Annotated in this window: 24 protein-coding genes; 11 read left to right on the forward strand and 13 right to left on the reverse strand. The window is 37.6% G+C overall.

Going from position 1 to position 24,672, the window contains the following annotated elements; translation table 11 throughout:
• Nucleotides 1–42: 42 nt before the first annotated feature.
• The 9 genes from HME9304_RS16625 (at nucleotide 43) to HME9304_RS16665 (ending at nucleotide 10,149) form a co-directional block, all read left to right on the forward strand.
• Nucleotides 43–930: a 3-hydroxyacyl-CoA dehydrogenase family protein gene (locus tag HME9304_RS16625; RefSeq protein WP_112379641.1), complete on the forward strand. Its 888-nt coding sequence runs from the start codon at nucleotides 43–45 to the stop codon at nucleotides 928–930.
• Nucleotides 931–936: 6 nt separating this feature from the next.
• Nucleotides 937–2,172: a DUF1015 domain-containing protein gene (locus tag HME9304_RS16630; RefSeq protein ID WP_112379642.1), complete on the forward strand. Its 1,236-nt coding sequence runs from the start codon at nucleotides 937–939 to the stop codon at nucleotides 2,170–2,172.
• Nucleotides 2,173–2,191: 19 nt separating this feature from the next.
• Complete coding sequence (locus HME9304_RS16635; RefSeq protein ID WP_112379643.1) at nucleotides 2,192–2,851, forward strand: YggS family pyridoxal phosphate-dependent enzyme; 660 nt, start codon at nucleotides 2,192–2,194, stop codon at nucleotides 2,849–2,851.
• 20 nt (nucleotides 2,852–2,871) lie between these two features.
• Nucleotides 2,872–4,233 carry an exonuclease domain-containing protein gene (locus HME9304_RS16640; protein ID WP_112379644.1) on the forward strand — a complete coding sequence of 454 codons (1,362 nt, stop codon included), beginning with the start codon at nucleotides 2,872–2,874 and terminating at the stop codon, nucleotides 4,231–4,233.
• The gene (locus HME9304_RS16645) at nucleotides 4,230–5,069 is read left to right on the forward strand and encodes an ion transporter (protein WP_112379645.1); all 840 of its coding nucleotides are present in this window, start codon (nucleotides 4,230–4,232) and stop codon (nucleotides 5,067–5,069) included. The genes HME9304_RS16640 and HME9304_RS16645 overlap by 4 nt, the downstream gene beginning before the upstream one ends.
• Nucleotides 5,066–5,989 carry a tRNA (adenosine(37)-N6)-dimethylallyltransferase MiaA gene (gene miaA, locus HME9304_RS16650; protein ID WP_112379646.1) on the forward strand — a complete coding sequence of 308 codons (924 nt, stop codon included), beginning with the start codon at nucleotides 5,066–5,068 and terminating at the stop codon, nucleotides 5,987–5,989. Before HME9304_RS16645 ends, miaA begins: the two co-directional genes overlap by 4 nt.
• On the forward strand, nucleotides 5,982–6,497 hold the full coding sequence (locus tag HME9304_RS16655) for a gluconokinase (RefSeq protein ID WP_239023335.1): 516 nt from the start codon (nucleotides 5,982–5,984) through the stop codon (nucleotides 6,495–6,497). Before miaA ends, HME9304_RS16655 begins: the two co-directional genes overlap by 8 nt.
• Before the next feature lie 114 nt (nucleotides 6,498–6,611).
• Nucleotides 6,612–8,660: a M13 family metallopeptidase gene (locus HME9304_RS16660; RefSeq protein ID WP_112379647.1), complete on the forward strand. Its 2,049-nt coding sequence runs from the start codon at nucleotides 6,612–6,614 to the stop codon at nucleotides 8,658–8,660.
• A 151-nt stretch (nucleotides 8,661–8,811) separates the two neighbouring features.
• Nucleotides 8,812–10,149 (forward strand): GntP family permease, encoded by a 1,338-nt coding sequence (locus tag HME9304_RS16665; protein WP_112379648.1) that lies wholly within the window; start codon nucleotides 8,812–8,814, stop codon nucleotides 10,147–10,149.
• A 102-nt stretch (nucleotides 10,150–10,251) separates the two neighbouring features.
• Here the strand turns inward: HME9304_RS16665 and HME9304_RS16670 are convergent, their stop codons facing one another.
• The 13 genes from HME9304_RS16670 to HME9304_RS16730 form a co-directional block, all read right to left on the reverse strand.
• Nucleotides 10,252–10,965, reverse strand: a complete 714-nt coding sequence (locus tag HME9304_RS16670) for a response regulator transcription factor (protein WP_112379649.1) — start codon at nucleotides 10,963–10,965, stop codon at nucleotides 10,252–10,254.
• A gap of 6 nt (nucleotides 10,966–10,971) precedes the next feature.
• On the reverse strand, nucleotides 10,972–12,555 hold the full coding sequence (locus HME9304_RS16675) for a sensor histidine kinase (RefSeq protein ID WP_112379650.1): 1,584 nt from the start codon (nucleotides 12,553–12,555) through the stop codon (nucleotides 10,972–10,974).
• Nucleotides 12,556–12,632: 77 nt separating this feature from the next.
• Nucleotides 12,633–13,220, reverse strand: a complete 588-nt coding sequence (gene coaE / locus HME9304_RS16680) for a dephospho-CoA kinase (protein WP_112379651.1) — start codon at nucleotides 13,218–13,220, stop codon at nucleotides 12,633–12,635.
• Nucleotides 13,217–14,134 (reverse strand): YbbR-like domain-containing protein, encoded by a 918-nt coding sequence (locus tag HME9304_RS16685; protein ID WP_123877567.1) that lies wholly within the window; start codon nucleotides 14,132–14,134, stop codon nucleotides 13,217–13,219. Before HME9304_RS16685 ends, coaE begins: the two co-directional genes overlap by 4 nt.
• Nucleotides 14,135–14,175: 41 nt before the next feature.
• Nucleotides 14,176–15,183 (reverse strand): glycosyltransferase family 2 protein, encoded by a 1,008-nt coding sequence (locus tag HME9304_RS16690; protein WP_112379653.1) that lies wholly within the window; start codon nucleotides 15,181–15,183, stop codon nucleotides 14,176–14,178.
• Nucleotides 15,184–15,238: 55 nt separating this feature from the next.
• A complete protein-coding gene (locus HME9304_RS16695; RefSeq protein ID WP_112379654.1) occupies nucleotides 15,239–16,051 on the reverse strand; it encodes an enoyl-ACP reductase FabI in 813 nt (270 codons plus the stop codon).
• A gap of 259 nt (nucleotides 16,052–16,310) precedes the next feature.
• On the reverse strand, nucleotides 16,311–17,966 hold the full coding sequence (gene recN, locus HME9304_RS16700) for a DNA repair protein RecN (RefSeq protein ID WP_112379655.1): 1,656 nt from the start codon (nucleotides 17,964–17,966) through the stop codon (nucleotides 16,311–16,313).
• A 46-nt stretch (nucleotides 17,967–18,012) separates the two neighbouring features.
• Complete coding sequence (porD, locus tag HME9304_RS16705) at nucleotides 18,013–18,903, reverse strand: type IX secretion system protein PorD (RefSeq protein ID WP_112379656.1); 891 nt, start codon at nucleotides 18,901–18,903, stop codon at nucleotides 18,013–18,015.
• Nucleotides 18,896–20,101, reverse strand: coding sequence for a bifunctional phosphopantothenoylcysteine decarboxylase/phosphopantothenate--cysteine ligase CoaBC (gene coaBC / locus HME9304_RS16710; protein WP_112379657.1), 1,206 nt, complete (start codon nucleotides 20,099–20,101; stop codon nucleotides 18,896–18,898). The genes porD and coaBC overlap by 8 nt, the downstream gene beginning before the upstream one ends.
• 2 nt (nucleotides 20,102–20,103) lie before the next feature.
• A complete protein-coding gene (locus HME9304_RS16715) occupies nucleotides 20,104–20,430 on the reverse strand; it encodes a DNA-directed RNA polymerase subunit omega (protein ID WP_112379658.1) in 327 nt (108 codons plus the stop codon).
• Nucleotides 20,431–20,455: 25 nt separating this feature from the next.
• Nucleotides 20,456–21,283 carry an outer membrane protein assembly factor BamD gene (locus HME9304_RS16720; RefSeq protein WP_112379659.1) on the reverse strand — a complete coding sequence of 276 codons (828 nt, stop codon included), beginning with the start codon at nucleotides 21,281–21,283 and terminating at the stop codon, nucleotides 20,456–20,458.
• A gap of 107 nt (nucleotides 21,284–21,390) precedes the next feature.
• Nucleotides 21,391–22,281, reverse strand: coding sequence for a 4-hydroxy-tetrahydrodipicolinate synthase (gene dapA, locus HME9304_RS16725; protein WP_112379890.1), 891 nt, complete (start codon nucleotides 22,279–22,281; stop codon nucleotides 21,391–21,393).
• Complete coding sequence (locus HME9304_RS16730; protein WP_112379660.1) at nucleotides 22,281–22,814, reverse strand: DUF6913 domain-containing protein; 534 nt, start codon at nucleotides 22,812–22,814, stop codon at nucleotides 22,281–22,283. Before HME9304_RS16730 ends, dapA begins: the two co-directional genes overlap by 1 nt.
• A 113-nt stretch (nucleotides 22,815–22,927) precedes the next feature.
• On the opposite strand from HME9304_RS16730, the gene HME9304_RS16735 reads away from it, so the two are divergent.
• Both HME9304_RS16735 and HME9304_RS16740 read left to right on the forward strand, forming a co-directional pair.
• The gene (locus tag HME9304_RS16735; protein ID WP_239023339.1) at nucleotides 22,928–23,644 is read left to right on the forward strand and encodes a 5'-nucleotidase C-terminal domain-containing protein; all 717 of its coding nucleotides are present in this window, start codon (nucleotides 22,928–22,930) and stop codon (nucleotides 23,642–23,644) included.
• Nucleotides 23,645–24,556 (forward strand): bifunctional metallophosphatase/5'-nucleotidase, encoded by a 912-nt coding sequence (locus tag HME9304_RS16740; protein ID WP_112379662.1) that lies wholly within the window; start codon nucleotides 23,645–23,647, stop codon nucleotides 24,554–24,556.
• The last annotated feature ends 116 nt before the right edge of the window (nucleotides 24,557–24,672 follow it).

The following is a 24,672-nucleotide window of genomic DNA, read 5'->3' on the forward strand; positions in this document are numbered from 1 at the left end:
TCAAAGGAGCAACCAAGAGCAACATAAACCCAAAACAGAAAAATGAAAAAAATAGCAGTTATAGGTGCAGGTACTATGGGTAATGGAATTGCCCATGTTTTTGCACAAAAAGGATTTCAAGTCCATCTTATTGACATAGCCCAAGCCTCTTTAAATAAAGGCTTGGCAACAATTACTAAAAATTTGGACCGTATGTTGGCCAAAGCATCTATTACGGAACAGGATAAGAAGCATACCCTCAGTAATATCTCCACCTTTACCAATTTAAAAGAAGGCGTCGCAAACACTGATTTGGTGGTCGAAGCAGCTACAGAAAACCTGAACATCAAACTTCAGATATTTAAGGATTTAGATGAGGTTTGTGATGGGTCAACCATTTTGGCCACCAACACCTCCTCTATTTCCATAACCCAAATTGCAGCAGTTACAAATAGACCTGATAAAGTTATCGGCATGCATTTTATGAATCCTGTACCGATTATGAAGTTGGTTGAAATCATACGCGGTTACAGTACTTCTGACGATGTAACGAAAAAAATCATGCAATTATCGACAGATTTGGGAAAAACCCCTACCGAAGTAAACGATTATCCTGGATTTGTAGCAAATCGAATTTTAATGCCCATGATCAATGAAGCTATCGAAACACTGTATAACGGAGTTGCCGGCGTGCAAGAAATTGATACTGTAATGAAATTGGGAATGGCACATCCCATGGGTCCTTTACAATTGGCAGATTTTATAGGATTGGATGTTTGCCTCTCCATATTAAATGTCATGCACGATGGATTTAAAAACCCCAAATATGCACCATGCCCTCTTTTGGTTAATATGGTGATGGCGGGCAAACTTGGTGTCAAATCCAGTGAGGGATTCTATGATTACTCGGAATCCAGAAAAGCGGAAAAGCTATCCGCTCAATTTAAATAGACACAGATGGCCCGGATTGAACCCTTTAAGGCCATTCGGCCAGCAAAAGATAAAGTTTCTTTTGTGGCCTCTAGGTCCTATGAAGAATATTCCAAAAATGAGCTGAAGGCCGTTCTCAAGTATAATCCGTTTTCCTTTCTGCACATTATTAACCCAGGATTTAAATTTGAGAAGAACATTACAGGTGAAGAACGATTTAAATTGGTGCACAATCGCTATTTGGAATTCTTGGAGGACAATATCTTTACAAAGGATGAAGAAGGATGTTTTTACCTCTACCAAATAATCAAGCGAGATTTTAAGACATTGGGCTTTTTCTGTGCTTGTAGTATTTTGGATTATCAGAAAGACGTTATCAAAAAACATGAGGACACCATACAGCGAAGGGAACAACTTTTTGCGAACTACTTGGATACGGTAGGTTTTAATGCGGAACCCGTGCTGATGACTTATGCAGATGATGAATCCATCAAGAATATTTTGAAAAATGAGGCTGAAAAAGAACCCGAGTATAATTTTACCACTAGGGATAAAGTAAATCACAAACTCTGGAAAATAGCTTCCAAGGATATCATTGAAAAACTTAAAACGGCTTTTCATGACTTAGACGCACTTTACATTGCCGATGGTCACCACAGAAGTGCATCTTCCAATCTTCTGGCCGAAAAGATGAAGGACAAAAACAAATTACATACGGGCGATGAATCCTATAATTTCTTTATGACGTACCTGATTCCCGAATCCGAAATCAGGATTTATGAATTCAATAGGATGGTCAGGGACTTGAACGGTCTTACCACAAATGAGTTTTTGATTAAGTTGGATACTTATTTTAGAATTGAAAAAAAGAAAGACGGGTTGTACAGGCCTACCCAGAAACATCATTTTAGTATGTATCTGGATGGAGAGTTTTACTCACTTTATCTTAGAAAAACAGTTTATAAGTTCACAGATGCATTGAGCGAACTGGACACCCAGATACTCTACAAAACTATTTTGGAACCTATTTTGGGGATTCATGATCTACGCAACGATAAACGAATTTCATACGGGTATGGAAAACACAACATCATCAAAATGAAAGACAGTATCGATAATGGCGAATTTGAAGTCGGTTTTAGTTTGGTTCCCATTAATATAAATGAAATAAAGGCAATTGCCGATGCAGGTCTGGTGATGCCGCCCAAAAGTACCTACATTGAGCCTAAATTACGAAGCGGTATGGCAATTTACGAGCTTTAATATTTTGAAAAACAATTACATGTCGATTAAAAAAAACCTTCAGTCCATTAAAGAAACCCTTCCCGGGCATGTTGCCCTTGTTGCCGTTTCCAAAACAAAGCCTAACAAAGAACTGTTGGAAGCCTACCAAGCTGGGCAACGTGTTTTTGGCGAAAATAAAGTTCAGGAAATGACCCAAAAATGGGAAGAACTTCCAAAGGATATTGAATGGCACATGATCGGGCACGTACAAAGGAACAAGGTGAAATATATGGCGGAATATGTTTCTTTGGTCCACGGTGTCGATAGTTTTCGTTTGCTCAAAGAAATCAATAAGCAAGCAAAAAAAAGTGACAGGGTCATTTCTTGTTTGCTACAAGTACATATTGCAGAAGAAGATTCCAAATTTGGTTTGGATGAATCCGAATTAAAAGCCATTATCGATTCAGAAGATTTTAATTTGATGGAAAACATTAGAATTGTTGGACTTATGGGAATGGCGACCTTTACCGAAAATAAAGAACAGGTGAGAAAGGAATTTAGCCATTTAAAATCAATTTTTGATGAACTAAAAGAAAAATTGCCCAACATAACCACATTGTCCATGGGTATGAGCGGGGACTATACCATTGCCATTGAAGAAGGCAGTAATATGGTGCGCATAGGAAGTAGTATCTTTGGGGCACGTAATTATTCTTAATCAATTTTTCAGGAATTTTCATGTACGCCATACTCGATATTGAAAGCACGGGAGGAAAATACAACGAGGAGGGTATTATGGAAATCGCCATCCATAGATTTGACGGACATAAAGTTGTGGATAAATTTATAGGCCTTATAAATCCTGAAAGGGAAATTCAACCCTTCGTTGTAAAACTCACAGGTATCAACAACAAAATGTTGCGCTCGGCACCTAAATTCCATGAAGTTGCAAAACGCATTATTGAAATAACCGACGGAGCCGTTCTCGTGGCACATAACGCACAGTTTGATTATAGAATATTGCGAACCGAGTTTAGAAGGTTGGGATACGATTTTCAGAGAAAAACGCTCTGCACCGTCGATCTTTCAAAAAAATTGCTTCCAGATGCAGAATCGCACAGCTTGGGGAAGCTCGTTCGCTCCTTGGGGATACCGATGAGTGACCGACATAGGGCCAACGGAGATGCTATTGCTACATTAAAGCTCTTCAAATTATTGCTGAACAAGGATTCTGAAAAAACCATCATAAAAGAGGTAATCAGAGAAGAAGCACACGGGGAGCTTTCCCCTACCCAACTCGATATAATTTTTGATCTCCCTTCGGAAACAGGTGTCTATTATATGCACGATAAGGATGGGGAGATTATTTTTTTGGGGAAAACAAAAAACATTAAAAAAAGAGTAAACCAGCATTTCACAAACGTTGGACAACTTGCTAGAAAGCTTCAAAAAGAAACCAAAAAAGTAACTTTTGAAAAAACTGGAAGCGAATTGGTAGCAGTTCTAAAGGAATATCAAGAAATACGGAAAAACAACCCTAAGCATAACACCATCACAAACAAAAAGCTTTTCTCCCACGTGCTTAATTTTTCAAAGAACGGAACAGATCAAATTATTTTGGATGTTGAAAAAGCAAAATTTAAAAAGAACCTAAAAATCGGGTTTAATGGTGTACCATCAACTAAAAAATTTCTCAAAAAAATTAGTGAAGAATTCAAGATACACCCAAAATCATTGGGATTGGATGTTTTGGAAGAGCCCTTAGTAAATGGTGAATTTAAAGAGTATGTGGTTGCCGAACATACAAAAGAATACAATGAAAGAATTACCTCTGTTCTTAAAAAATATAGCTTGACCAATAAAAATATGGCACTACTGGATAAGGGCAGGGAAATTGGGGAGCAAAGTTTTATACTCATCAAAGATGGCAATTTAAAAGGCTATGGTTATGTAGAGCTTAACCATCAAATAAATAATATTCATATCTTGGAATCGATAATTACTCCGATGTCCAGTGATGAAAACACAATTTTTATAATTGAATCGTATTTAAGAAAAAATAATAGGCTTAAAGTTTTGGAGTTAACGCCCACCCTTTGAAAGAATATAAAATACATTCTGGCTGGCAGAACACGCTTCATGAGGTTATCTACGAAGCGGATACCCCTATGGGCAAGATTTTTGACCTTCTACTTTTTGTCCTTATTATACTGAGCGTGATTCTGGTAATGCTCGAAAGTGTGGATGAAATCGATGAAAATTACCATAGGCCCCTTTTGGTGATGGAATGGATAATTACAGGTTTTTTTACTTTGGAGTACATAGCGCGTATCATTAGTATTAAAAAACCATGGAAGTATATTTTCAGTTTCTATGGGGTTATTGATTTTATATCCACCATTCCGTTATACCTTTCCTATATTTTAGCAGGTTCGCAGGTTTTGATAGCCGTTAGGGCCTTTAGACTCCTTCGGATTTTTAGAATACTGAAGCTTGTAAAATTTATGGGCGAGGCCTCCCAGTTAAAATCGGCATTAAAAGCCAGTAGAACCAAAATTGCGGTCTTTATTTATGTAGTGCTTATACTTTCCGTAATTATGGGCACCATTATGTATTTGATAGAAAGTGACGAAGCTGGGTTCACCAGCATTCCCAGAAGTATCTATTGGACAATCGTTACGCTTACTACCGTTGGGTACGGTGATATTGCACCTGAGACCAATTTTGGGCAGTTCCTTGCCACGGTCATTATGATTTTGGGGTATGGAATCATTGCGGTACCAACGGGAATAGTTACGGTCGAGTTTTCAAAACATGGAAAAGAAAAGGCAGGTACAAATGTAGTACACACCAACACTCAAGCTTGTCCTAGCTGTACGGCTGAAAAGCATCGTGATGATGCAAAACATTGTTATAATTGTGGAGAGCTGCTATGAATGCCAAAACATTGATAGCGGTGGTTGGTCCTACCGCAATCGGCAAAACGAAATTGGCCATTGCCATTGCGTCGCATTTTGATACTGAAATTATTTCGGCGGATTCCCGTCAGTTTTTTAAAGAAATGAACATCGGTACCGCTGTACCTTCCGCCAAAGAACTACAATCCGTTCCCCATCATTTTATTCAACAAAAAAGTATTATTGAATCCTATTCCGTTGGGGATTTTGAAAGAAATGCCGTTGAATTGCTTTGCAGACTTTTTAAAGAAAAAGATATTGTCGTGATGGCAGGAGGCAGTGGTCTTTATGTTGATGCCGTAATAAATGGTCTGGATGAGTTTCCAGAAGTAAATCCTAAACTAAGAGAATTACTAACCCATAAACTGAAAACGGAAGGAATGCCAAGTTTACAAAAGGAGTTGCTTAAACGTGACCCCGAGTATTACAAACAAGTAGATATTGATAATCCACATCGCGTAATACGCGCACTGGAAGTCTGTATGACCGCTAATAAGCCTTATTCTTCATTTTTGAATCAAAAAAAGGAACAGAGGAATTTCAATTCAGTTTATGTTGGAATCAATGCGGATAGAACAACAATTTACGAACGAATCAACCGTCGTGTAGATTTAATGATGGAAGCAGGGCTTTTAAAAGAAGTTGAAAGTTTATATGGACACAAAAACCGTAATGCATTACAAACTGTTGGCTATAAAGAACTTTTTGAGTATCTGGATGGTAAAACAACATTGGATTTTGCCGTATCGGAAATTAAAAAAAATACCAGACGCTTTGCAAAAAGACAATTGACTTGGTTGAAAAAAAATAAAAATATCCTTTGGGTGAATCATGATGAAAAACCAAAAAGCATCATCTCAAAAATAAACGAACAACTTAATACATTGCCAAATGCTTAATACGTCCAAAGTATTTGTTGTAATGGGAATAAGCGGCACAGGAAAATCTACTGTTGGAAAAATGCTCGCCAAAAAACTCAAAATCAATTTTTATGACGGTGATGATTTTCATCCAAAGGAAAACATCCAAAAAATGAGTACAGGTAAAGCCCTGAATGATGAAGATCGCCATGGATGGCTAGTTGAATTGAATACTTTGGCAAAAAAACAAAAATTTATGGGTGCGGTCATAGCCTGTTCCGCATTAAAGCAAAAATATAGGGACACGTTGGCTCAAGATATGGGAACTGATTTGATTTTTGTCCATCTTGAAGGATCTTTTGAGTTGGTAAAATCGAGATTGGAAAATAGAAAGGGACATTTTATGCCCGTAAAACTTTTACAGTCCCAATTTGATTCTCTTGAACCTCCCAAAGATGCAATTACAGTTTCCGTTGCCGAGAATCCTGATAAGATACTTAAAGCTATTTTAAAAAAACTGTCTATAAGTGATAAACAATCTGGATAAATCTTCCATCGAACCAATTCTTAAAACGTATATTTTTTTTCTAACAGTATGCGTAACAAATTATTACATTTGACGACTAACTTCCGACTAATTGAAACTTAAAAACTATCTAAAATGAAAAAAGTATTTTTTGTGGCTTTGTCCATTATTGCCTTTTCCAGTTGTAAGGAAAAAAAGGAACCAACCGCCGAGGTTGAAAAAATACCAGGTATCGTGTTGGAAAATATGGATACCATAGTCAATCCAAAGGATGACTTTTACAATTACGTAAATGGTAATTGGATGAAAAACACAGAAATTCCTGAAGATCGTACTAGATGGGGCGGTTTTTCCGTGCTAAGAAAATCGACCGACGCAGATGTACTGGAAATTATAGCAGATGCTAAAAAAAATGGAAAGTATGATGCTGACACCGATCAGGCAAAAGCACTTGCCATCTATGATACAAAATTGGATACCGTAGCAAGGGACAAAGCAGGTATTTCGCCATTGCAACCTGCTCTTGATGCTATTGAAGGTATTGAGAACCTATCCGATCTTCGAACAGTTTTGGCCACTAACCTTTCGGTGTCATCTCCATTTTTAAGTATAGGTGTACAAGCTGATTTGAACAATAGTGCAATGAATGCCGTTTATATGGGACCCTCGGGACTTGGACTTCCTGATCGTGATTATTATCTGGATGAAGATGAAAAATCTATAGAAATCCGTGAGGAATACAAAAAACACATTACGCGCATGCTTCAAATGTTGGGCGATAGTGAGGAAGATGCATCGGTTGCGGCCGAGAAAATATTGGAATTGGAAACAAAGCTTGCAGAACCGAGATTGAATAAAGTTGAGCGTAGGGATGCTCGAAACCTGAACAATCCAAAAACTATCGCTGAAGCCGATGCAATGTTGAGCAGTATAGACTTGAACAAAATGTTGGAAGAATTGGGGGCTACTAAAAAATTCGATACCCTGATTGTTACCCAGCTTGAATATGGCAAATATTTAGATGAATTTTTGAAAAATACATCGATAGAGGATATTAAAACACTTATTCGTTGGGATACCTTCAACAACGCTGCAGGAAGATTAACAACCGATATTGAAACAGCAAACTGGGAGTTCTACAGCAAATTTCTAAGAGGTGCAGAAAAACAGCGCCCAGCAGATGAACGTGCCTTAGCGGCTGTAAACAGAAATGTTGGTGAAGCATTGGGTCAATTGTATGTAGATGCTAAGTTTCCGCCAGAAGCCAAAGCCAAAGCGGAGAAAATGATAGCCAATATTATTGATGCATATAAAGAACGTATCAAAAAACTGGATTGGATGGGCGATACCACCAAAATCAAAGCAATAGAAAAGCTTGATAAGTTCACTGTAAAAATTGCGTATCCAAATGATTGGGAAGATTACTCCGATATGGCAGTTTCTGCGGATAATAGCTATTTTGACAACATGGTGGCAGTAGACAAATGGCAGCGAGATGATAATTTTGCGGATATTGGAGAACCGGTCGATAAATCTAAATGGGGAATGTCTCCGCAAACAGTGAATGCATATTTTAATCCCTTGAACAACGAAATAGTATTTCCTGCAGCAATTTTACAGCCACCATTCTACAATTACACTGCAGACGAAGCTGTTAACTACGGTGGTATCGGTGCCGTAATAGGTCATGAAATTTCACATGCCTTTGACGATAGTGGCTCACGTTTTGATTCGGACGGTAATTTAAAAAATTGGTGGACCGATGAAGATTTAGAAGCTTTTACGGAAAGGGGCAATGCACTTGCAGCACAATATGACAGTGTACAGGTTTTACCGGAAGTGTATGTTAATGGAAAATTCACCTTAGGTGAAAATATTGGTGATCTAGGCGGTGTTCTGGGAGCTTATGACGGTTTGCAAAAACACTTGGCAGAAAACGGAAGGCCGGAAAATATAGATGGTTTTACCCCGGAAGAACGTTTCTTTATGTCTTGGGCTACTGTTTGGAGAACTAAAATAAGGGATGAAGCACTACAGACACAGATTAAGACTGACCCACATTCTCCAGGTCACGTAAGAGCTATTCAGCCTCTATTGAATATTCAAGAATTCTATGATACTTTCGATATAAAAGAGGGTGACAAAATGTATTTACCACCAGAAGAACGGGTACAGATTTGGTAATCATTTTTATAAAATTTTAAAAGAGCACTTCGTTTGAGTGCTCTTTTTTTTGGCCAATAATTCAAAAAAGGCGAGCAACCACTGAAAAATGTATCTATAAATTATTTTATATTTGATTTTGTTCGAAAAATAAACGATTCCAACCTTCTTAATGATAGCAACGAACTTACTTTTAGCCGTTATTGCAGGAATCGCCATACTCCTTTTTCTCATTTTAAGACTGAAAGTAAACGCTTTCATAGCTTTACTCATTGGGAGTATAACAGTCGGTCTGATTGCCGGTCTTGATGCAAAGGAAATTATTAAGACCATTCAGGACGGTATGGGCAACACCTTGGGTTTTGTGGCAACCGTTGTAGGTCTTGGTGCTATGTTTGGGGGAATTTTAGAAGCTTCAGGCGGAGCAAAAACGATCGCAGATTTTATGATTTCCAAATTTGGATTGAAAAAAGCACCTTCCGCTATGGTTATTTCAGGGTTTTTAATTGCCATACCCGTTTTTTTTGATGTTGCTTTTATTATTTTGGTTCCAATGATTTATGCGTTGCAGCGTAAAACTGGAAAATCGTTACTGCTTTACGCCATACCTCTTTTGGCCGGTCTGGCCATAACCCATGCCTTTATACCACCCACACCGGGTCCAATTGCCGTTGCGGATATTATAGGTGCAGATTTGGGATGGGTAATTCTAGTAGGATTTTTGGCAGGAATACCAACCGCTCTAATTGCAGGCTTGTTGTTTGGACGTTTTATATCAAAGAAAATATTTGTGAAAGCTCCAAAAAAAATGGAAAACAAAGAACTGCTTACGCTTCCACCTATTGGGTTGACCCTTCTCATCATTGCTTTTCCCATCGTTTTGATTTTATTGAATACCGTTGTTGCAACTGGCGCAATGGGCATAACGAACAAGACAATCCTTGAAACCATTGCCTTGATTGGGCATCCGTTTACGGCTTTGATTATCGCAAATCTTTTGGCTTGGTACTTTTTTGGAATAAGAAGAGGGTTTACGAAACAACAACTTTTTGATATCTCTGCCAAATCATTGGCACCTGCAGGTACCGTTATTTTGCTCACCGGTGCCGGAGGTGTTTTTAAGCAAGTATTGACCAATACGGGAGCGGGCGAATTATTGGCAAAGGCATTGGGAGACGCAGGTTTCCCCGTCTTAGCGTTTGCGTTTGTTAGCGCAGCTATAGTGAGAATAATACAAGGGTCTTCCACGGTGGCAATGATTACCGCAGCGGGCTTGGTTTCACCGTTATTGGTAAATTCCAATTTGAGTCCCGTGGAGCTTGCCTGTATGGTCATTGCCATAGCATCGGGATCCAGTATTTTTTCCCATGTAAATGATAGTGGCTTTTGGTTGGTAGGTCAATATTTGGGTATTACCGAAAAGCAAACTTTTCGATCTTGGACCATAATGACAACAATTTTGGCTTTTGTAGGGATAATCACGGTATCGGTACTATACATTTTGGTGTAAAAGAGAAGCTGTTTAAAAAATAGCTATAAGTCATACTGATATTGAATGACCAAAGATTTTTAAACAGCCTCTTGATTCAAATTAATACTGTTATTGGAAATCCTAAGGATTTTCTGCCTTTACGACCAACCTGAATCCTTCGCCATGAATATTCAGAATCTCTACCACATCGTCCCGCTTTAAATACTTTCTTAATTTAGCGATGTAGACGTCCATACTCCGTGATGTGAAGTAATTATCGTCCCTCCATATCTTTGTCAAGGCCAATTCCCGTGGCATTAAGTCATTTTCGTGCAAGGCAAGAAGTCGTAACAACTCATTTTCCTTAGGTGAAAGTTTTACAGGTTCCTCATCCATATATTTTAGAAAACGCAGCTTGGAATTCAAGTGGAAATTACCTATCTCAAATTCAAATTGTTTGCTATCTGCCAAGGTACTGGATGCTTTTCTTTGAAGTATTGCTTTAAGCTTCATCAACAGTACTTCAGAATCAAAAGGTTTATTGAGATAGTCGTCCGCGCCAGCTTTATAGCCTTTTAAGACATCTTCTTTCATTGTTTTGGCAGTCAAAAAAATAATTGGAACATTTTCATTTTTCTCCCTAATCTCTCTAGCTAGTGTGAACCCATCTTTGTAAGGCATCATCACATCCAAAATACAAACATCATAGTTGTCTTTTTTGAATTTTTCAAAACCTTCCATTCCATTTTTTGCCAGAACAACGTCAAAATCGTTCATAGATAAGTAGTCTTTTAGAACAATTCCAAAATTAGGGTCATCCTCAACTAAAAGTATCTTTTTTTTCTCAGTTTCCATATTTTTCTAAATTAAAGGTAGTTTTATAAAGAAAGTACTTCCTTTTCCTTTTTCACTTTCTGCATAAACTTCTCCTTGATGATCGTCAATAATTCGTTTTACATAGGCCAGTCCTAATCCATGACCTTTTACATTATGTATATCTCCGGTATGTTCCCGGTAGAATTTTTCAAAAACTCTTTTAAGTACCGCTTTGCTCATCCCAGCTCCCTGGTCTTTTATCTTTATGATAATATTATTCTTTACAATTTCTGTATACACATCAATTTTTGGAAATTCAGGAGAATATTTTACTGCATTATCCAAAACGTTTACAATAACATTTGTAAAGTGCATATCATTTGCCAATATTTCAGATCTTTCGGCATTCAAATGGGTATTAACGTATCCTCCCCTGTCTTCAACTATCAAATCTACGTGGGCAATGGCATCTGTTATTATATCATGAACATCTACCCTATCCTTTCTAATATCCAATTGGTTCTTTTCCAATTTAGATATCCTAAGAACATTTTCTACCTGCGCATGCATACGTTTGTTTTCGTCCTTGATCATGCCTAGATATCGCAATACTTTTTCTTTGTCCTCTATTGATTTTGGGTTTCTTATGGCCTCAACGGCAAGATTGATTGTAGCAATCGGCGTCTTGAACTCGTGGGTCATATTATTAATAAAATCAGTCTTTATCTCAGATATCTGCTTTTGTTTAATCAATTGATAGATTGCACTGGAATAAGCAATCATAATGACAAGAGTGAAAACCAAGGATAAAAGTGCCATACCCATAATTGATTGGAAAAGAAACTTTTTCATCGTTGGGAATGTGAGCAGCAATGAAAAATTTGTTCTTCCTTCGCTATCCTTGAATATCGGTGCCTTATACATTTTAGATTCAGAGAACTTGAACTTTTTTGATTTTACTTTGGTTGGATAGCCTTGGCTATACACTCCGTACTCATAATCAATATCAATATTCCTATTTTTCAGTTCTTGACTTAGTAAAAGTTCTAATTCTTGCTTGGAGACTCTTTTATGAATTGGTCTGCTTTTGGCATATTCCATAAAAACATCTTCCCACGCAGCTTTGTCAATCCTAGAAAGTCCACCGATTTTTTCAGCTTTCTGAATAGGTGTTAAGCTATAACTTTTTCCATCTAGACCGTATTCTTCCTTAAAAACTGCTTTGGTACGCTTGCTGGTGAAGTTTTTAATTGTGGTTGTATCTTCTTCACCTTTTATATTATCAAAGAACGTAGAGGTTATATTGTAATCTTCTTCTAGAATTCCATGGGAATAAAAAAGAATCTCATCTGAATTCAAATCTCTGTCAACAAATAAAAAATTTCTGAACTGAGTGGTCTTAGGTTGCCCTATACTATCTACCAATGAAGCCAAACGGTCTGAATAATCCTTCATCTCTCTCTTCTCCACTCGGCTCGCAACCTTATCCAGTATGTCCGTAACCGTCCTTGAAAATTGTTCTTCTTTGTCATTGACCGAAGTCCTTATCCAGTACACCTGAACAAAAATAATCCCGGTGAGAGATAAGCTCATAAGAATGACGAGAAGAACGAATAGCTTCTTGTTCATTGAGGTAAAATTAGAAATTTAACATTTAGACTATTGACCGTTTAACCTAACCTTAACAAAAATGTTAAAATTTATGTTCAATTTGTTAGTACAATCAATTTTTGGTGTAGTTCTAAAACTTTGTCTTTAGTAGTATGTAAATCGATATTTTCAATACAAAAATCAGCAAGAGAAGTCTTTTCTTTGTCATCCATTTGATTCTCAATACGATCCAAAACCTCTTGCTTTGCAATGCCGTCGCGCTTTATAACTCTTTCAACACGTAGATTTTTAGGAGCTTTTATCAAAATGATATAATCATATTTGTCTTGAGCATCATTTTCAAAAATCAATGCTGTTTCCTGGATCACATAGGGAGATGTTTGTTGTTCCACCCATTCCAAAAAATGTTCACGAACGGCAGGATGAACGATTTTGTTTAACTTTTCAAGTATTTCTGGGCTCTTAAAAACTTTCTTTGCAATAAATGTTTTGTTTAGTTCTCCGTTGATATATGCTTTTTTTCCTAGAAGTAAAAGAATTTCGTTCTTTACACGGGTCGAATTGGTCATCAATAATTTTGCTTCGGAATCGGAATTGTATACTGGTATCCCCAGGTCCTGGAAAATGGTGGCTACAACACTCTTGCCACTACCGATACCGCCTGTTAGCCCTACTATCATCATTTTTGTTCGAGTACGAAGTTGATTTTATTTTCAAGCATACGGACATCATAAACATTTTCAGGTTTTTTTACAATTTCCAAGAAGAGGATATTGCCATCAGTCTCATTCAACTGTTTATAATCGGCAATGACTTCAAAATCCTGTAATGTTATTTTCTTTAGTTTTTCTAGGGTAGCTTTACAAAGAACGGATATGGAATTTGGAAATATATTGACATTATACCCCTTTGGGAAATTTAAAACCCGTATCGGCACATCAAAAGCTTTTTCTGAAAATTTTACCACTTTTCCCTTTACATTGACCCTGTTTATCGAAAAAACACTATTCGACAGGTTCTTTGGGAAAACCAATAGAATATTCTCTGAAAAATCTGAAGAGACATCTGTCATTTCAATTTTTGAAGTATAAATCGTAGTAAGGGTATCTATCTCATTTTTTGGCCCCTTAACCAAAACTGTTTCTGGAGTAATTATCGGTTCTCCCTCCATTATAAAATTTTGCTGGAATTGCAGATCTAACCTAGGCTTTATCTGGAGTTCTTTTGCAGTAACTTGATAAAGGTCAACGAAAAGCTGTGAGCGATCAAGGTTAATCAATGAAATACTCTGGGGAAGCTGTAATTCTATCTGTTCTGATAGAGCGTCTTCCGTAATCAAGTAATTTCCATTCTTGGCAATGACCTGAGATAAATCCACATCAACACGTTTATTTATAAAATTGTAGTACAAGAACCGAAAACCACTTGTACGCAATTTTGCTTCAATGGAATTGACCGATTTATTTCCCAACAGTAACGTATCCGGCAGGTTTTTATAGTTTAGTGCAAAATTGGTCCTGGACTCATAGGAATCGGATAGATTGCTTATAAACCATGCTAGAAAGGAACATATCAAAAACAGTGAAAAAACTTTCACTTTCCTCTCATTCAACCCACTTAATAGTTGTTTAAACACCTTTACTTTCTTTTAAAAAACAGCTTGGGAAAAAGCTTTTCAGGTTCTTTGTTACTAAAGTTAAGCAAGATCGTGGATTTTAAAAAACCTGTTCCATATCCTATGAATTGCGTCAATGCCGCAAAAATTGAAAGATAGGCTACGATAAAGCTCTTGTTTTTAATAAGGGAGTCTATAAATAAGGTCAAAAAATACGCAGCGAAAACCAATAAAGGAAAAATAAAACCTGTAACCGCCAATAATGCAGATGTAATCAGTCCAACCATAAATAATGTCGGAAACCAATACGTAAGCCTAGCCGTTCCCTTATGCCATTTATTCAATATCGGTCTTACCATCCCAAATTTATTCACTTGTATGTAAAATTTATTCCAGTCAATACGTCTTTTATGGTATACAAATGCTTTGGGAAACAATCTGGAAGTATACCCTGCCTTCCAAATTCTAAATGTCAAATCTGGATCTTCCCCAGGATGAATTCTCCCAAATCCCCCTGCTTTGGCAAAAGCCTCTTTGGAAATTCCCATATTGAAACTTCTCGGTTGAAATTTACCTATTGAATTACTGCTGCCCCTAATTCCCCCAGTAGTAAAAAAAGAAGTCATCACATAGTTAATGGCTTTTTGTACGGTAGTAAAAGAATCATCAGCTGCATCCGGACCACCAAAACAGTGAACAAAGTCACGTTTTAGCTCTTTATCCACTTCAACCAAATATTGCTTTGGTAAGATGCAATCAGAATCCAGGATTATAAAATAATTTCCTTTTGCTTTCTGCATCCCAAAATTTCTGGAATCACCAGGCCCGGAGTTCTCTTTAAAATAGTATGATATCTGTAAATCCTTTTCAAATTTTTTTACGATATCCCCAGAAGATTCCAAGGAACCGTCTTCTACAATTACCACTTCATAACTCTTTTTAAAATCCTGTTGAACGAGACTTTCCAATAGCTCCCTGATTTCTTCCGGTCTATTGTAAACTGGTACGATTATAGAAAAGTATAGATTCATTTTAAAACACAAAAGCCATCCTTTTTTGGATGGCTTTCGCAATTAAATATTTTAGTTATTCAGAAAACTCATCAATTACTTCTTGACTTACGCCTGTATTGGAAAATCCACCATCATGATATAGGTTCTGCATAGTGACTTTCTTTGTCAAATCTGAAAAAAGACTTACGGTATAATTTGCGCAGTCCGCCGCCGAAGCATTTCCAAGTGGGGACATCTTCTCGGCATAACTGATAAAGCCATCAAAACCTTTTACACCTTGCCCCGCAGTAGTTGGGGTTGGCGACTGGGAAATTGTGTTGACCCTCACCCTTTTTTCCTTTCCAAAAAAGTAGCCAAAACTTCTTGCAACAGATTCCAAATACGCTTTGTTATCAGCCATATCATTGTAGTCCGGGAAAGTTCTTTGTGCCGCCATATAGGTTAAGGCAACAATACTGCCCCACTCGTTCATGGCATCAGCCTTGTACAATGATTGCATTACCTTATGAAATGAAAGTGCAGAAACATCCCATCCCTTTGTTGTAAAATCATACTTCTCATCTGTATATGCCCTCCCTTTTCTAACATTTACGGACATACCAATGGAATGCAATACAAAATCCAACTTACCGCCCAGAATTTCCATGGACTGTGTTACCAAGTTCTGTAAATCCTCTTCACTTGTGGCATCAGCGGGAATTATTTGGGAATTTGTCTTTTCGGCCAACTCCTTAATCTGTCCCATACGCATTGCAATGGGCGCGTTGGTCAATACAAAGGTTCCACCTTCTTCATGAACACGTTCCGCTGTTTTCCAAGCTATGGAATTCTCATCCAGTGCGCCAAATATGATTCCTTTTTTGCCTTTTAAAAGATTATATGCCATAGTAATCGTCTATTGTTGGTTTGTGGTAAAGATATTTAATCTATTTGAGTTTTATGGTTTTGATTTTATGAAACTGGCCCGTAGCAGAACCAAATAAATATTGGAATAAGGACCATCATACTACAAGAGCGGAGGAAATCAAACTTTTCTTGTCGTTGCTCTTAAACTTCAATCTTGGCTCTTTGTTCTCACAAAATGAACTATTTGGGCATTGCACCCTTAGAGGAGAGCTTTGAAGGATTTCAATGATCAGGGCAAATCACAATTCCAAAAGCTGTTTGGCATGTGCCATAGCTGATTCCGATATTGATTTTCCACCAAGCATTTCCGCAAGTTCCTTTACCCGTTCCCCCTGATTCAATTTTCTCATCTGCGTTGTTGTCGTTCCGTCAATTTCCTCTTTAAAAACTTTAAATTGCTGTTGTCCCTTAGAGGCCACTTGGGGCAAATGGGTAATTGAAAACACCTGCATGGTCTTGCTCATCTGTTGCATGATTTCACCCATACGATTGGATATCTCCCCAGAAACGCCTGTATCGATCTCGTCGAACATCATTGTAGGCAATTGTTCATATTTTGCCAAAATTGATTTTATGGTTAACATTATTCTTGATAATTCCCCGCCTGAAGCTACTTTTTTCAATTCCCCATAATCTGAACCCTTATTGGCCGAAAACAAGAAAACCAAATCATCCTTTCCGTTGGACTTGAAAGTTGATGATGGGTTTACCTCAATTTTAAAAGTGGCCGAAGGCATTCCCAAAGAATATAAACTTTCTTGAAGCTTACTTTTCAATTTTGGAATTATGGTATTTCTTCCCTTTCTAATTTTAAGTACCCAATCCTCAAGAATATTTGTAGCTTGTTCTACTTCAACTTCTTTTGCTCTTATTTTGGATTCAATATTTTCTACTGCATTGACTTGCTCCTCAAGTTGATTTTTGATGATGATCAATTCGGAAACAGAACCGACTTGATGTTTTTTTTGTAAATCGTAAAGTTGTTGCAATTTTGAGTTCACCACTTCCAGTCTTTGCGGGTTTGCTTCTACCCCATCCTTCACTTGTTCAAGTTCAGCTGCTATATCGTCCATTTCAAAAAAAATGGACTGTATACGCTCATTTAGCACAGAATAGGTGCTGCCAAAGTCCGCAAGGTTTTGAAAAGTTCTTTTTAAATCGGTTAGTTTCCCCAATATGCCCACTTGTTCATCATTCAATAATTGATTTCCATAGGCCAGTTGTTCCATTATCTGCTCTACATTGTTGAGTTGTTCGGATTCTGCTTCCAAATCTTCCTGCATACCGTCCTTTAAAGGTATAGATTCCAGTTCTTGGAGTAAAAAACTATTGTAGTCGTGCTCTTTGTTGGAATTGGATTGAAAATCAATCAATTCTTGCAACTCCCTCGAAATCTTTTTATATGAATCCAGTTGCAATTTGTATTGTCCTAAATCTGTATTGTTTCCAGCGAGTGCATCAACAACCTTAAGTTGAAAATCATTGTCGGTCAAACGTAATGTTTGATGTTGTGAGTGAACATCGACCAATCTTTCCCCAAGTCCTTTTAATATGTCCAGCGTTACCGGTGAATCATTGACAAACGCTCTAGATTTACCACTAGGTAGAATTTCCCGTCTTAAGATGGTAGCAACTTCGTAATCCAGGTCATTGGCTTCAAAAAATCTTTTGAGCTGGTATTTAGAGATATCGAATTCTGCCTCAATAATACATTTTTTGGTTTCGTCTTTTAGCGAGGTCAAATCCGCGCGTTTACCCAAAACTAAGGAAAGACCTCCCAATAAAATAGACTTTCCCGCTCCCGTTTCACCCGTTATGGTCGTAAAACCATTCGTAAATGAGACATTTAAAGTATCTATTAACGCATAATTCTGAATGGAAAGATTTACAAGCACTATTGAAGATTTTCAGCGTAAAGATAAATCTCTTTGGAGAAATGGGCTAGTATTTTATCTCGTTCCAGGTATTGGAATAAAATGGTGCAACTTTATTCAAGGTTTCCTTAAGTTTGACAATGTCTACTTTTGGGCCATCAGAGAAGATATTCTGTATTTCCTCAGACTTTGCATCGAAAAAAGTCTGAATCAAAAATGCATTGGGTCTACGCTTTATCAATGTCTCAAACAATCGCATGGTACCTGAAATTACCTGTTTCCCCGTACTGTTGTTATCGCCGAGTATATCCAAACCTTTTCGGTGGTAATTGTACATGGCAATACGGTACTCCCTAAATGAATTACTGAGTAAATTATCGACCAGTTCAAATCTTGTACGCTCTCCTGTTTCTTGGTTCCATCCAGAAAAATTGGAACCCTGTGCCTGAGTCACGATATTTTGTGCTTTTCTGAACATGTCATCACCGCCTTCAAGCGAAAAAGTATCAGCATCCAAACCTAAAATAATATAAACGTAATAGGCAATAACGCCAACCAAGTTGGAATCGAAAATATTCTCATTGAAGACTATGGGCTGAAATTCTTGGTAAATAAAGTCGAACGCATCATCTTTATAATTAAAGACAGGGCTCTCGTAAGATGTATTAAAGACGGGTCTTGAAGACTGAATCTGGATATTGGCTTCAAATCTATCGGATTCGTACTGGGTGACTGTAATAAACATTCTGGCACTTACACGCTCATTTTCTTTATAAACTCTATTTGTCCATTTATTCTTGTTTACAAAATCACTAAGCGAACGTTCCAACGTTTTAAAGATTTGCTGGTTGGTTTGGTTAACCTGATCAGAGTTTACGGTAATAGTGCAATTTAACTCTTGTGCAATGAACACTTGTGAAAGCAAAAGGGCAAAAAGAAAAGAAACTGTTCTATGCATGAATTCTTGAGATGATTTCTTTCCAAATATCCGAAGCTACATCAGACTTGGTTTTCAATTCAAACGTTTTTAAATCCATATTCTTATCAAGGAAAGTAATTTTATTGGTATTGCCCCCAAAGCCTGCACCGGAATCTTTTAAAGAATTCAGAATTATGGCATCCAAATTCTTGCGTCGCAGTTTTCCTTTGGCATTTTCAATTTCATTTTCGGTCTCAAGAGCAAATCCTACCAAAAATTGATGGGTTTTCTTTTCGCCCATTGAAAACAGAATATCAGGATTCCGTTCAAGTTCTATTTGAAGGTCGCCATCTTTCTTTTTTATTTTTTCACTGGAAACATGTTTCGGTTTATAATCAGCAACCGCAGCAGCACAAATAACAATGTCGGTTCCATCATAAAATTCATGACATGCATCATACATTTCTTTGGCGGATACAACGCGAATTATTTCTATTGAATCATGTTTTGTACTCAAATGGGTAGGCCCGGAAATCAATATTACTTGAGCACCAAGATTGGCAGCAGCCATTGCAAGTTCAAAGCCCATGGTACCGGTGGAGCGATTTCCCAAAAAACGCACAGGATCAATTGCTTCGTGGGTAGGACCCGCCGTGATCAATACTTTTTTTGCACTTAGCGGGAGTCCTTTCGCTAAATCTTCTTGAATAAACTTTACTATAATTTCTGGCTCCGCCATACGTCCTTCTCCATATAGCCCACTTGCCAGTTCCCCCGTTTCTGCGGGAATCATGGTATTGCCGTACGATTGCAATTTTTCAAAAGAAACAATTGTTGAAGGGTGCTTGTACATATCCAAATCCATTGCCGGCGCAAAATAAATAGGGCATTTAGCAGATAGATATGTTGCCAACAAGAGATTATCACAAGTACCATTGGCCATTTTGGAAAGTGTATTGGCCGTTGCAGGAGCTATTAATAAAATGTCTGCCCAAAGTCCCAACTCCACATGATTGTTCCAAGATATTCTCCCATCTTCTTCATTGATAAAATCGATCAATACCGGGTTTTTGCATAACGTGGATAACGTTAGTGGCGAAACGAATGTGCTGGCACTTTGGGTCATCACAATTTTGACCTCAGCACCAGCCTTTATCAATAACCTAACGAGAAATGTGGTCTTGTAAGCGGCGATTCCTCCGGTAATTCCCAAAAGGACATGTTTACCGCTGAGCATATTTATGCGTCTTTCTCTGTATTTCTGTAGTAAATTTTATCATCTAACCACTCCTTTACCGCGAGGGCATGTGGTTTTGGTAATTTTTCGTAGAATTTTGAAACCTCTATTTGTTCCTTATTCTCGAAAACTTCCTCCAAGCTGTCACTGTAAGTCGCAAATTCCTCCAACTTCTCCAGAAGTTCTTTCTTAATTTCAGAATTAATTTGGATCGCTCGTTTTGAAGCTATGGAAATAGCTTCATAAATGTTTTCCGTTTTTACATCAAATTCGTTTCTGTCGTGTGTAACCGTAGAAACGGGAGCTTTTGTGTTTTTCAAATCTTGCATATGCTGCTATATCTATTTAATCCAATTATTTTGATTCGGAATATTGAGCCAGTTCCCCTTGAACTTTTTTTGCCAAATCATCCGCTTTTTTCTTGTATTCCGTTTCAGGATAATATCTTAATAGTGTATTGTAAGAATCCAAAGCTTCTTCCAAACGTTCTTTCTTTCTGTTTTCGGTACTGTTCAGCGCCAAACTTGTGGCAGATTCAATACGATAATAAAGTGCCTCTTCGCGATAAATTGAACCTGGATTATCAGAAATAAAATTATCAAAAGCAGTAATGGCAGATACTAAAATAGGGTAATTGAACTGACCCAACTTATTGAACTGTTTGGCAATCTCTATCTGCTTTTTCTCTTTTTTTGAAGTAAGCTCCTTTGCCATTGTATTTGATTCTTCAAAATATTCAGAATCCGGGTAGGTATTTATAAAGCTCTGAAGCTTTGTCAATGCTTTATCTGTATCCGTTTGGTCCAATGAATACCTAGGTGAGAGTTCATAGTAACTTTTGGCGCCCAAAAATGTTGCTTCCTGAATTTTATCGCTCTTTGGATACGATTTTATAAATCGTTCAAACTGATAGCCCGATAGGTAATAATCCTCCAATTGAAAGTACGTGTTCGCAAAAAAGAACATGACGCGTTCACCTTGTGGTTTGCCCACGTATTTTGGTACAATCTGCTCGTATAGTCTATTGGCCCTCTTAAAATCACCTTCATCATAAAATTTCTGTGCCAAATCGTACTTAGGCTTCACCTCTTCATTTTTGAGTACTTTTTGATACTCACTGCACGAAGAAAATAAAATAATGATAGTTAGTATGGAAAGAAACGCTCTCATTCTAAAAAACATTTTGCAAAATTAGTGATATTCAGCGGATTTAAAAAAAGATTTACATACCAAAAATAAACGCCTTCCAATCATTTGCCATGTTTTTGGCTAACATTTAACGAACGATATTATGCATGCACCCCATTAAAAACTTTAATATGCTTTCCAATTTTGCTTTTGAGCATTGCACTTGCTTCTACCAAAGGGAGCCGAACAGAGGCGTTACCGAGTCCTATATACTCGAATATGGATTTTATTCCTGCAGGATTTCCTTCTTCAAAAATCGCTTGCATCAAGGGCAATAGCTGGTGGTGTATTTCGTAGGCTTCCTCAGAACTTCCAAAGCTACCCAGGTTGATCATTCTTGCAAATTCGTTGGGCAACCCCTGCCCCAATACAGAAATCACACCTGCTCCACCCGCAAGTACCGTTGGCAGCGCAGTAAAGTCATCCCCTGAAATCACTAAAAAGTCTTCTGGTGCTCCTTTTATAATCTGGTTGATCTGTAGCATATCCCCACAGGCTTCTTTGATTGCGACGATATTTTGTAACTCTCGGGCCAGTTTTAGTGTAGTCTCGGGCAACATATTGCTTCCCGTCCGAGAGGGCACATTATACATGATAATGGGTTTTGGCGAAGCTTCCGCAATAGCTTTAAAATGTTGGTAGATTCCTTCCTGCGTTGGTTTGCTATAGTATGGTGAAACGGATAATATTGCTTCAAACTTAGATAAGTCCAACGTCCTTAATTCTTCAATAACAGCAGCAGTATTGTTGCCGCCTACACCCAAAACCAAGGGCAATCTTCCTGCATTGGTCCCAGTAACAACATCCATCACCACCTGCTTTTCATTTTTTGAAAGGGTGGCGGATTCTGCAGTGGTCCCCAAGGCAGCAAGGTAATTTACATTGCCGTTGATGCAATGCTCTACAATACGCCTCAGCGCATCTACATCAACAGATAAATCATTTTTGAAAGGAGTTACCAATGCAACTCCCGTACCCATCAAATTTTCCATCATATTTCTTTTAAGACGGTCAAATATTTTTTCAACTCTTTTTTAAATAGCTTAAAGTCCTTTAAGGGCGTACTGAAAATAATATCATTAAGCTTTGGGTCTAGCGTGTTGAAACCTACTTTAAGCCGCGCAGGGGTTTTTATGGACAATAGTTTCAACATAAGATTGTCTTCTTGATAATAATTGATCAATAAATCATATTCCCTACCCAAAAATTCAAGAACGTATCCATTTTCAATAGCACCTTTTCTCCCTAGATCCTTATCAGAATACATCTGAATGGCATACGGAGAATTATTGTCACATTCTCTCTTGTAACCAATAATTTTTATAGCATTGGGTCTTAATGAATAATCTTCGATGAGCTCGTAAAACAATTCGGCATTCTCAAAATTATCAACATCGACTATGCAAGCGACCCTTGTAATCCCTTTTTCCCTATTTACTGCCAAAGATGGCTTTTCCATCTCCTCTTGTAAATATTTAAGACTTGATTTAACCTTAAATTTATCTTGGAGGCCTTTTAAAAACATATTTTTTATGCATTTTTACAAAGGTAATTATTATACCAAGACAACTTAACAAAGATAACTTAGTGACCTATTTAAAATTTAAACAATTTGTTATAATCATAACATTTTGTTTTTTGACATCCTGCAATAATACAAAAGAGCAGCTTTCTGAAATCCACGGAGTGCAATTAAAGATAGATACAGCTCTATACGAGGTCGATTCTATAAATTCCTATGTCGAACCCTATAGAAATCGCATAAATCAGGTTCTTGACAGTTCTTTGGCCTACGCACCTACCTCTCTTCTACTTGATGATGGAAAACGCAATACGTCTCTTGGAAATTTAATTGCTGATATTGTATTGGAGGAGACAGCTCCGGTTTTTAAATCCCGAACAGGTGAAAAACTTGATTTTGTGGTCTTGAATCGTGGTGGTCTGCGCTCAATAATTTCTTCTGGCAATGTTACCGCTAGGAATGCCTACGAAGTAATGCCCTTTGAAAACTATATTTCAATAGTAAGACTCAATGGAACTTTGGTAAGGGAATTGATTAATTTTTTGGTTATGGCCAAACGTGAGCATCCTATTGCAGGGATACAGATTATTTTGGATAAAAAAGGAGCTCTGGATTCTGTAAACATTGATGGAAGCCCATTTGACGAAAGCCGAAGCTATTATATAGCAACCTCGGATTATCTTGTACAAGGTGGTGCTGAAGTAGGTTTTTTTAAGAATGTGGATTCGGTAATAAGCACAGATTATCTTTTAAGAAACGCCATTATTGACCATTTTAAAAAAGTGGACACATTGCGTACATCTGTTGACGATAGATTTATACAATTGGATTGAATGAAACGTAGAGACTTTTTAACGAACACTATAGCAACATCAACATATGTTGGGTTGGGCGGTCTGGGATTGCAATCATGTTCAGGCTTGGGAGGCAAACATATCACTGTTCTGCACACCAATGATGTACATAGCCATATTGATCCTTTTCCCAATTCGCATTCTCGATATGCCAATCTCGGTGGTATAGCACGAAGGGCATCTTTGGTCGAAAACATTCGTAATGAAAACCCGAATACCCTGCTTTTTGATGCTGGGGACATTTTTCAAGGAACCCCGTACTTTAATTTTTATGGTGGGGAACTGGAGTTTAAACTGATGAGCAAATTAAACTATGACGCAGCAACCATCGGCAATCATGATTTTGATAATGGAGTCGATGGGCTATTGGCACAGGTGCCACATGCCAAATTTGATTTACTATCTGCCAATTACAATTTTACAAATACGGCGATGGAAGGTTTTGTAAAACCCTATAAAATCTATATGGTTGACGGAATTAAAATTGGAGTTTATGGAATTGGGATTCAACTTGACGGTCTGGTAACCAAACGGCTATATAAAGAGACCAAATATTTAAACCCTTTTGAGATTGCTCTGGACATGGAGCGCTTGCTCAAAGAAGAGGAAAAATGCGATCTTGTGATTTGCCTTTCCCATTTGGGATATGACTACGAGAAACCGGAACGACCTTCAGATATGCAGCTGGCACAACGTACCTACAGTACTGATTTAATCATTGGTGGCCACACCCATACTTTTTTGGACAAGCCCGATATTCGTACCAATAAAAATGGAAAATCCGTACTGATAAATCAAGTCGGGGCCTATGGCATTAATGTCGGTAGAATCGATTTTTATTTTGATGCTGAACAAAATACTGCTGCACAAGGTGTAAGCATCAAGGTTTAGTTTAGGGTTTGTGAAGTCTAAAAACTGTTTTTCATTCAGCAGTTAACCCTATCATCTGGACCATTCCTAGATAAAAACCACTCAAAAAAATATCTTTTTAAGAGTGGTTTTTATAA

Source organism: Flagellimonas maritima, from assembly GCF_003269425.1.
Taxonomy (GTDB): domain Bacteria; phylum Bacteroidota; class Bacteroidia; order Flavobacteriales; family Flavobacteriaceae; genus Flagellimonas; species Flagellimonas maritima.

Excerpts from the sequence above, each read along its gene's own strand:
- HME9304_RS16690 (WP_112379653.1), bottom strand. The coding sequence starts at position 15,183 with ATGAATCTATACTTTTCTATAATCGTACCAGTTTACAATAGACCGGAA.
- HME9304_RS16740 (WP_112379662.1), top strand. The coding sequence starts at position 23,645 with ATGAAACGTAGAGACTTTTTAACGAACACTATAGCAACATCAACATAT.
- HME9304_RS16630 (WP_112379642.1), top strand. The coding sequence starts at position 937 with ATGGCCCGGATTGAACCCTTTAAGGCCATTCGGCCAGCAAAAGATAAA.
- HME9304_RS16625 (WP_112379641.1), top strand. The coding sequence starts at position 43 with ATGAAAAAAATAGCAGTTATAGGTGCAGGTACTATGGGTAATGGAATT.
- HME9304_RS16730 (WP_112379660.1), bottom strand. The coding sequence starts at position 22,814 with ATGTTTTTAAAAGGCCTCCAAGATAAATTTAAGGTTAAATCAAGTCTT.
- HME9304_RS16675 (WP_112379650.1), bottom strand. The coding sequence starts at position 12,555 with ATGAACAAGAAGCTATTCGTTCTTCTCGTCATTCTTATGAGCTTATCT.
- HME9304_RS16670 (WP_112379649.1), bottom strand. The coding sequence starts at position 10,965 with ATGGAAACTGAGAAAAAAAAGATACTTTTAGTTGAGGATGACCCTAAT.
- HME9304_RS16635 (WP_112379643.1), top strand. The coding sequence starts at position 2,192 with ATGTCGATTAAAAAAAACCTTCAGTCCATTAAAGAAACCCTTCCCGGG.
- miaA (WP_112379646.1), top strand. The coding sequence starts at position 5,066 with ATGAATGCCAAAACATTGATAGCGGTGGTTGGTCCTACCGCAATCGGC.
- HME9304_RS16695 (WP_112379654.1), bottom strand. The coding sequence starts at position 16,051 with ATGGCATATAATCTTTTAAAAGGCAAAAAAGGAATCATATTTGGCGCA.
- HME9304_RS16715 (WP_112379658.1), bottom strand. The coding sequence starts at position 20,430 with ATGCAAGATTTGAAAAACACAAAAGCTCCCGTTTCTACGGTTACACAC.
- porD (WP_112379656.1), bottom strand. The coding sequence starts at position 18,903 with ATGCATAGAACAGTTTCTTTTCTTTTTGCCCTTTTGCTTTCACAAGTG.
- HME9304_RS16665 (WP_112379648.1), top strand. The coding sequence starts at position 8,812 with ATGATAGCAACGAACTTACTTTTAGCCGTTATTGCAGGAATCGCCATA.
- HME9304_RS16660 (WP_112379647.1), top strand. The coding sequence starts at position 6,612 with ATGAAAAAAGTATTTTTTGTGGCTTTGTCCATTATTGCCTTTTCCAGT.
- HME9304_RS16720 (WP_112379659.1), bottom strand. The coding sequence starts at position 21,283 with ATGTTTTTTAGAATGAGAGCGTTTCTTTCCATACTAACTATCATTATT.
- dapA (WP_112379890.1), bottom strand. The coding sequence starts at position 22,281 with ATGGAAAATTTGATGGGTACGGGAGTTGCATTGGTAACTCCTTTCAAA.
- HME9304_RS16655 (WP_239023335.1), top strand. The coding sequence starts at position 5,982 with ATGCTTAATACGTCCAAAGTATTTGTTGTAATGGGAATAAGCGGCACA.
- coaE (WP_112379651.1), bottom strand. The coding sequence starts at position 13,220 with ATGATGATAGTAGGGCTAACAGGCGGTATCGGTAGTGGCAAGAGTGTT.
- coaBC (WP_112379657.1), bottom strand. The coding sequence starts at position 20,101 with ATGCTCAGCGGTAAACATGTCCTTTTGGGAATTACCGGAGGAATCGCC.
- HME9304_RS16640 (WP_112379644.1), top strand. The coding sequence starts at position 2,872 with ATGTACGCCATACTCGATATTGAAAGCACGGGAGGAAAATACAACGAG.